The sequence below is a fragment of the Planococcus sp. S3-L1 genome, assembly GCF_030063085.1.
In the GTDB taxonomy this organism is placed as follows: Bacteria; Bacillota; Bacilli; order Bacillales_A; family Planococcaceae; genus Planococcus; species Planococcus kocurii.
The window spans coordinates 45,128-52,438 of the sequence record NZ_JASISN010000022.1; the positions used below are offsets into that span (position 1 = coordinate 45,128).

Annotated in this window: 7 protein-coding genes; 1 reads left to right on the forward strand and 6 read right to left on the reverse strand. The window is 41.8% G+C overall.

Annotated features, from left to right (window positions below; genetic code table 11):
• Nucleotides 1-274 precede the first annotated feature (274 nt).
• From QMF37_RS15700 to QMF37_RS15725, 6 genes are all read right to left on the reverse strand, one after another.
• Nucleotides 275-1,633 (reverse strand): copper amine oxidase, encoded by a 1,359-nt coding sequence (locus QMF37_RS15700; protein WP_283478828.1) that lies wholly within the window; start codon nt 1,631-1,633, stop codon nt 275-277.
• A 126-nt stretch (nt 1,634-1,759) separates the two neighbouring features.
• Nucleotides 1,760-2,479, reverse strand: a complete 720-nt coding sequence (locus tag QMF37_RS15705; protein WP_071154296.1) for an anti-sigma factor — start codon at nt 2,477-2,479, stop codon at nt 1,760-1,762.
• Nucleotides 2,472-3,038, reverse strand: a complete 567-nt coding sequence (locus tag QMF37_RS15710; RefSeq protein WP_058385335.1) for an RNA polymerase sigma factor — start codon at nt 3,036-3,038, stop codon at nt 2,472-2,474. Before QMF37_RS15710 ends, QMF37_RS15705 begins: the two co-directional genes overlap by 8 nt.
• A 259-nt stretch (nt 3,039-3,297) precedes the next feature.
• A complete protein-coding gene (locus QMF37_RS15715) occupies nt 3,298-3,891 on the reverse strand; it encodes a class I SAM-dependent methyltransferase (protein ID WP_071154295.1) in 594 nt (197 codons plus the stop codon).
• A 173-nt stretch (nt 3,892-4,064) separates the two neighbouring features.
• A complete protein-coding gene (locus QMF37_RS15720) occupies nt 4,065-5,537 on the reverse strand; it encodes an aldehyde dehydrogenase family protein (RefSeq protein WP_071154294.1) in 1,473 nt (490 codons plus the stop codon).
• Between the two features lie 28 nt (nt 5,538-5,565).
• Entirely contained in the window at nt 5,566-6,303 is a 738-nt protein-coding gene (locus tag QMF37_RS15725; RefSeq protein ID WP_283478831.1) for an SDR family oxidoreductase, read from the reverse strand.
• Nucleotides 6,304-6,471: 168 nt separating this feature from the next.
• On the opposite strand from QMF37_RS15725, the gene QMF37_RS15730 reads away from it, so the two are divergent.
• Nucleotides 6,472-7,134: a TetR/AcrR family transcriptional regulator gene (locus QMF37_RS15730; RefSeq protein WP_283478832.1), complete on the forward strand. Its 663-nt coding sequence runs from the start codon at nt 6,472-6,474 to the stop codon at nt 7,132-7,134.
• The last annotated feature ends 177 nt before the right edge of the window (nt 7,135-7,311 follow it).

Below are 7,311 nucleotides of genomic sequence, written 5' to 3' on the forward strand. Positions count from 1 at the left end.
ACACCCCTATACACGAATGATATATCTATATAACTTAATAATTGTTCGCCCATATGATAATGTACTTTATTTTCGAAGAGATGTCAAAGACGATAGAAAGCAAAAATTTAATTATTTACTTTTCGTCTTCTACTTCAGAATTTGCTGCAAAATTATTCTTTAGTTTTTACAATGCCTCGCTGCTTTTTCTTATCCCGACCTACTCAAAATAAATCCCTAAGTCATGTACATGACTTAGGGATTTATTTATTAGTTATTCAAACACGCATTGCTATTACTGTTTACGTGTACGAACTGCGACTACGGTCGTCAATGCCGCTAACATTAAGCCGGCCAGTACCCACATGAATGGGAATGATCCGGTATCAGACATACCACCCATGCCTGTTTTCGGCATTTCGGCTGGCATTTCAGTCGCGCCGAATTGGTCTGGGAATTGATCGACAATCGCTGCAGACAAGCCCGCTGCTGGCATTTGCATGTGTGCATACGCCTCGCGAATCGAGCTGTACGCTGCGTCATAATCGCCCGCTACATACGAATCAAATGCCGCCAGTAGTTGCCCAACGTGAGCAGTTAAACCTTCTTCCAGTGCTGCTGCAGGAACACGTCCCTCTGTTGCTGCGTCTAAGAAGGCTGCTTGGTCTACGATGTACTGATCAAGCTCGGCACGCGCTTGTTCTTGCCCTTCTTTGTTGCCTTCACCGGTTGCTGTTACGTAATCCACAAAGTAACCAATGTGCGACTTCCATGTTTCTTCAAATTGTGCACCGGCTTCGTCGCCGTAAACCGATCCTACGGCTGCTGACAAGTCATCGGCGTTCGCAAGAAGTGCCCCTGCTGCTTGGTCAAAACTTTCGGCGCCGTCCGCGCCGTCTTGCATCGCCATGACCGCAAGTCCTGCGTGTTCAGTGAACGTTGTGTTGAGTGTGGCACGCAAATCAATGGCCGGTGTATCGGCACTGGTGTTGTCAAATTTGTCCGGGAATTGCGTCGTGATCGCTACAGACAAGCTTTCGGCGAACATGCTCATGTGTTGAATCGATTCGCGCTCAAGTGAGTAAGCTTTTTCAAAATCGCCGGCCACATACGCGTCAAACGCCATGATCAACTGATCGACGTGCATGTCCAATCCTTCTTGAACCGCCGCTGCTGGCAAGAGTCCGCCTGTGGCAGTATCAAAGAATTTCGATTGTTCGACTTTGTAGGTTTCCAGTTCCGCTAACGCTTGGTCTTTGCCTTCTTGGTTGTCTTCAGCGGTTGCTGTCACGTAATCAACGAAATAGCCGATGTGCGACTTCCATACTTCGTCAAACTGTGCGGCGCCTTCTTCCCCGTAAACTGAACCAACAGCTGCAGACAAGTCGTCAGCGTTTGCCAGTAAGGCTCCTGCTGCTTGATCAAAATCTTCTGCCCCGTCGACGCCTTTACGCATCGCTTCAACTGCTAGAAATGCGTGCTCTGTTAAGGTCGTATCCAGTGCAATGCGCAGTTCCGCCGCAGGTGTTGTCGTGCTTACTTCTGTTGCGGTTTCGCTTGTTGAATGACCGCCGTGGCTGTCGGCAAGTGCTGCTGTTGGTACAAGCAACGCTAGGCTAAGTGGTAGGGCTAACAGTAATTTGTTTAATTTCATACTAAAATCGCTCCCTTTTTCTTGTTTTTTTTTTCGTTATACAGACATAACGCAAGGAGCGATCCATTAGATCACTTTATTTGAAAAAAGATTCAAAAGAAAAAAACTATCCGCAAAAGCGGATAGTTAAATTTCTGAACTTAATACAATTTCGCCTTCTGGCAATTGGTTTCCTGCTTTAGGTTCAAGCGTCACAGCAATAGTATCCCATTCTGCTGCTGTCTCTTCTAGTTGATAGTAGCTTGCACCTTCTCCATTGGGATTAGGCGAAAACGCGCCGGCTGGAATTGGCTTCCCATCTTTGATCAACCAAACTTGATAAACTTGACTTGCGTCTAATTCAGCTAATCGATCTGCCTGGACAACAAGGTTTACTAACCCATCTTCTTCGATGATTTCTGCTGTTGCAGTTCCTGAGAATGCTGCATTCGGCTCTAACTGGAATGATTGAATCGCTGTTTCTGGTCCACCTTCTTTGTCAGATAGCTGAAAGAAAGCATAGCCATTACCTAGTAGTGACAATAAAAGTACAGCTGCGAGCAGCGGTTTCCAGGTGTTTCTCCTGCTTTTATTTTTGCTTATCGGTATCGCAGACATTGCTGGTTTTAATGCCACTGACGGATTATCCTGAACAGGTTCTTCTTCAAATACATTAGCTAGAATTCGTGCTTTCATCGCTGTCGGTGGTTCCACTGGGTCTGCAAGATAAGGGAGCTGACCAGTTGCTTCTACTATCTCTTGGCATTCCGTACACGTTTTTAAGTGTTCTTCAAATTGCTGAACCTCAGCTATTGACAATGTTCCATTCAAATAATCTAGTAGGTAATCACAATCTATATTAGTCATCATAAGCCCCCCTTTCCTGCATTCCATGCAGTGATATTTTCAACTTCTTTAATGCCAGTCTTATTCGGCTCTTAACAGTTCCCAGTGGAATATTGCACATGTCCGCGATTGTCTCATGTGTATGTCCCTTGAAATAAAATAAATCGATCATTTTTTGCTGCTCTGCTGATAAGTGTTGAACAGCCATTTCAATCTGACTTTTCTCTTCTTGCCATTCGACCTGCTGCTCAACCGGTGCATCATTGCTGACCATTTGCGCCGCTTCTTCAATTGGAACAGATGGCTGTTTGCGTTTTCGTATTAAGTCAATAGCTGTATTCTGCGCCATTCTAAAAAGCCAGGAAGTAAATTTCCCTTTGCTTTCATCGTAAACCCCTTTACCGCGCCAAATTTTAATGAACACCTCTTGTAAGGCTTCCTCAGCTAGCTCGCGATCTTCTAGCATTTTATACAGAAAAGAAAAAAGGATTTTTTCGTAGCGGTCGTATAATTGTTCTAATGCGGCTTTATCTTGTTGACTGACCCGCATATACAAATTTGTATCAGTACTTTTTTCCATCCCCTGTCTCCTTTGTCACGTATTTCGTATTACTACCTTACTATACTTCCCGCTACAGGAAAATCTTTTCTTTTTATCAATCTCCTTAAAATGTGGAGTTCGAGAAATAGATTATCGCTGTGTCTTTTATTTCTCTTACTTATACTACGCAGTAAGCCGGTAATTAGATCACTTTTTTACGATATTAATATTCCTTAAAAAAATAAAAGCAATAGCATCTAATGTTTGTTAAAAGAGCAGTTTAACATGATCTACTTGCTTATAAAGAATTACAGCATTCAATCGTAAGAAAAAGTCCACCGTAATAAGAAGTTACTTTCTGCACTTCTAATCCTGATTGCTTTACCAGTTTGAGCGTATCACGGTTTAAATGACAGCCATCGCACATTTTTCTCCAGGCTGGTGTTAATGCTTCTTGAGTTTTGCCCATCATCTTCTGATCCATTTTGACATGTTCAAATAACAGGATTTTTGCTCCTACTTTACAAGTTCTCCGTATTTCTTGAAGTGCTTTTTCAGGATCAGGAATCGTACAAAAAACCAGTGTTGCAACAGTGGTATCAAAGCGGTTATCCTCAAAAGGCAATTCCTCTGCCTTTGCTTGATAGGTATAAATGGGGGTATGGGTTTTTTGGATGCGTTTGTTTGCTTGTTTACTCATAGCAGGATTTGGTTCAATAGCATCAACGCGTTCAACATCCTGATAGTAGTGGAAGTTTGCGCCAGTACCAAAACCAATTTCCAAAACTTTCCCTTGTGCTTGACGAACAAGATTTGCACGAATCCGCTCAAAACGCATTTTTTCTAGCGGCTTCATTGCAACATCGTATATATGAGGGAACCATTTAGCCAAATTCATCATTTCCTTTCATCATGTCTTTACTCAATATGAAATTCGACTTAGCTTCGTCCATTCCCTTTCACTAACAGTTAATGATAGAATACGAATCATTTTTTAGAAACAGCTAGTTGGTTTAACACAAAAAACGACAACCCCAATGCTGAGGCTGCCGATGTCACAGTCTTTTATTTTTTGGTGTTAGTAACAAATGGTCCATATTCACGACGTTGATGTTGAACCGATAGCCATTTTAACGTTGTAAACTCTTCTAGTACCCATTCACCATTGAAACGGCCTAGACCTGAATCTTTTTCTCCACCAAACGGCATATGCGCTTCATCGTTAACCGATTGATCGTTTACATGAATCATGCCCGTGTGGATTTGATGAGCGATGGTCGTTCCGTATTCGATATTTGAGGAATGGACAGCTCCGCTCAATCCATACGGATAAGCATTTGCCATCTTCACGACTTCCTCGTCGCTATCAAAAGGAATCAGAATTGCTACAGGACCAAAAATTTCATTTTCTGCAAGAGGCATATCATTTGTAACGCCAGTTAGAACAGTTGGTTCTAGCACATTGCCATCCGCTTGTCCTCCAAGACGAATTTGGGCACCTTGCTCCACACTTGCATTGATGTCTTTGAGAATCCGGTCGACTTGATCGCGGTTAATCAGCGGTCCGACTTGCGTATCTTGTTCGGCAGGATTTCCGAATTTTAATTTGCTAGCACGTGTAATGAACTGCTCTGCGAAATCGTCATAAATATCTTGATGAACAAAAATGCGGTTGATAGACATACAAATTTGACCTTGGTGATAGAATTTACCGAATAATGCGGAATCGACAGCCTGATCTACATCAGCATCTTTTAAGACGATAAAATTATTGTTTCCACCAAGTTCTAACGCAGTTTTCTTTAACGCGCCACCCGCGAGCTCACCAATACGCTTTCCGACTGGCGTAGACCCAGTAAAGGAAATCAAACGCGGTGTTGGATGCGTTACAATGTCATCACCGATTTCTGAACCACGTCCAACTACGACGTTTAATAGACCTTTGGGCAATCCAGCTGCTTCGAAAATGCTGGCAAACAACAATCCACCTGTTACGGGTGTATCGGTTGCAGGTTTGATCACAACCGCATTGCCAGTTGCAATAGCAGGCGCGATAGAACGAATCGCTAAATGGAATGGGAAATTCCACGGGCTAATAATACCGATAACTCCTAGTGCATTGCGGTATACACGGTTTTCTTTACCTGCTTGTTGCGAAGGAAGAATTTTACCTTCCATCCGGTAAGGGAAAGTTGCTGCTTCTTTCAAGATGTTAACTGACGCACCAAACTCAACTGTTGCTTTAATCACAGTACTGCCTGCTTCTTTAACTAACCAGTCAATAATTAGCTCTTTGTTCTCCTGCATGACTTCTATTGCTTTTTCAATAACCGCTCGTTTGTTTTGCGGTAGTTCTTTTGCCCATTCAACTTGTGCTTCTGCAGCAGCTTTATAAGCCAAATCTAAATCACTTTTATCGGCAGCTTGTGTGATTACTAGTTCTTCACCAGTAAATGGATTGGTATTTTTCATCTGGTTATTACTAGAACCTTGAATCCATTCACCATTTATATAAATTTTTGAAAAATCGGTTTTCACTTGGATCGTCTCCATTCTTTTTTTTGATTTACGGTTGTTGTCTAGGGCGAATCAAAATCTCATTAACGTCCACATATGCCGGTTGTTCCACGGCAAAAGCGATCGCATTGGCAATATCTTGTGCTTTAAGCATTTCCATCGGTTGACCATTTTTAAAAGCAGTTATTATATCTTCGTCTGTAATCGTATCGGTCAATTCGGTTTCAACCGCTCCTGGTGACACAATCGTCACGCGAATTTCATGTGAAGGATCAATTTCTTGACGCAACCCTTCTGTAATCGCACGAACTGCAAACTTGGTACCGCTGTATACCGCACTTCCTTTAGAAATTGTATGACCTGCCACGGATGAAATAGTTAAAATATGACCAAATTTTTGTTTTTCCATAACTGGCAACACAGCAGCAATTCCATAAAGAACACCTTTGATATTGACATCAATCATTTTGTCCCATTCATCAACTTTTAGCTTATTCATAAATGATAAAGGCATTAATCCGGCATTATTCACCAATACATCAATCGTACCGTTTGTCTCGAGCCCAGCTTCTATTAATGCAGTCATTTCACTTCGAGAAGTAACATCTGTAACTTTATAATCTGCCGTACCACCAGCAGCTTCAATCTCTTTTTTTAAGGCGATCAATCGATCTTCCCGTCTTGCAGCAAGTAGCACATGATAGCCTTTGCTAGCTAATTCCTTCGCCGTCGCTTGACCGATACCACTGCTTGCACCTGTAACGATTGCAGTTTTCCCTAATGCCATATTCGTCAACTCCATTCCCATCACTTTAGACGATTAACATAAAAACTGTCTATTATTATTACACTCTAACTGTTTACCACCCTTACAGCCTGTTTAAACAATGAAGAAAAAAGGACATCTGCTCACGGTTTTCTTGTGTTATAATTTTCACAAGATGGAGGTGTTTAGATGCGGAAAATTTCACCAGAAGAACGGCAGATTATGCGCCGTACCTATACTGAAAAAATTATAGAAACCGTTCGTACAGAGGGATTTATTACGTTGACAATTCAAGATTTGGCACGATTAATGGGTATTAGCCGCGCTTCTTTGTATAATTTTTTCGCATCTAAAGAAGACATCATCCTAGAAGTGACGGAAATCTATATCGACTACTTGAATAGAAGCAACCAGTTTATCAACAATTCTCGTTATCCTTATATTCAGCGGTTGCCAGCTGTATTTGAACAAACGGTGTTCTCTGCTGTTTACGCGTCTGAAATATATTTAACTGAATTAAAGTCAGTATGCCCGACATTCTATGAACGGAAATTAGCATTAGCGAACGAGCGGTTAGTCACACTTCACTCTTTTTATGAAAACGGTATCATCGATGGAGATTTTAATCCGCACTCCCCTGCGCTCGTAATTGAGCAAGATGAAGCATCTCTACGGAGGATTTTAAACTCTTCTTTTCTAGTTGAGCAAGGCATATCGTTAGAAGACGGCATGTACGGTTACTATGAAATGATGAAGCAACGTACTTTTGTTCCGGCAGTTTTAAAAACCGGAAGAGATCCTTATATCGAAAAAGCAGTGAGAGTAATCGTTAGCCAGTTAACGAAAGAATAAGATAGCTAGTGAGAAAACGAAAAACCTTGTCACAATTCTGTGACAAGGTTTTTCAGGCTGTCGAGAAACCCTCTCGACAGTCTTTTTTTGTTTATTTCGATACTTTTTTGATGTAAACTGAAAGAAAAAAGAAGGAGCGAAGTCCCATGATTGGTCCCGTCAAAAATCACCGTCATG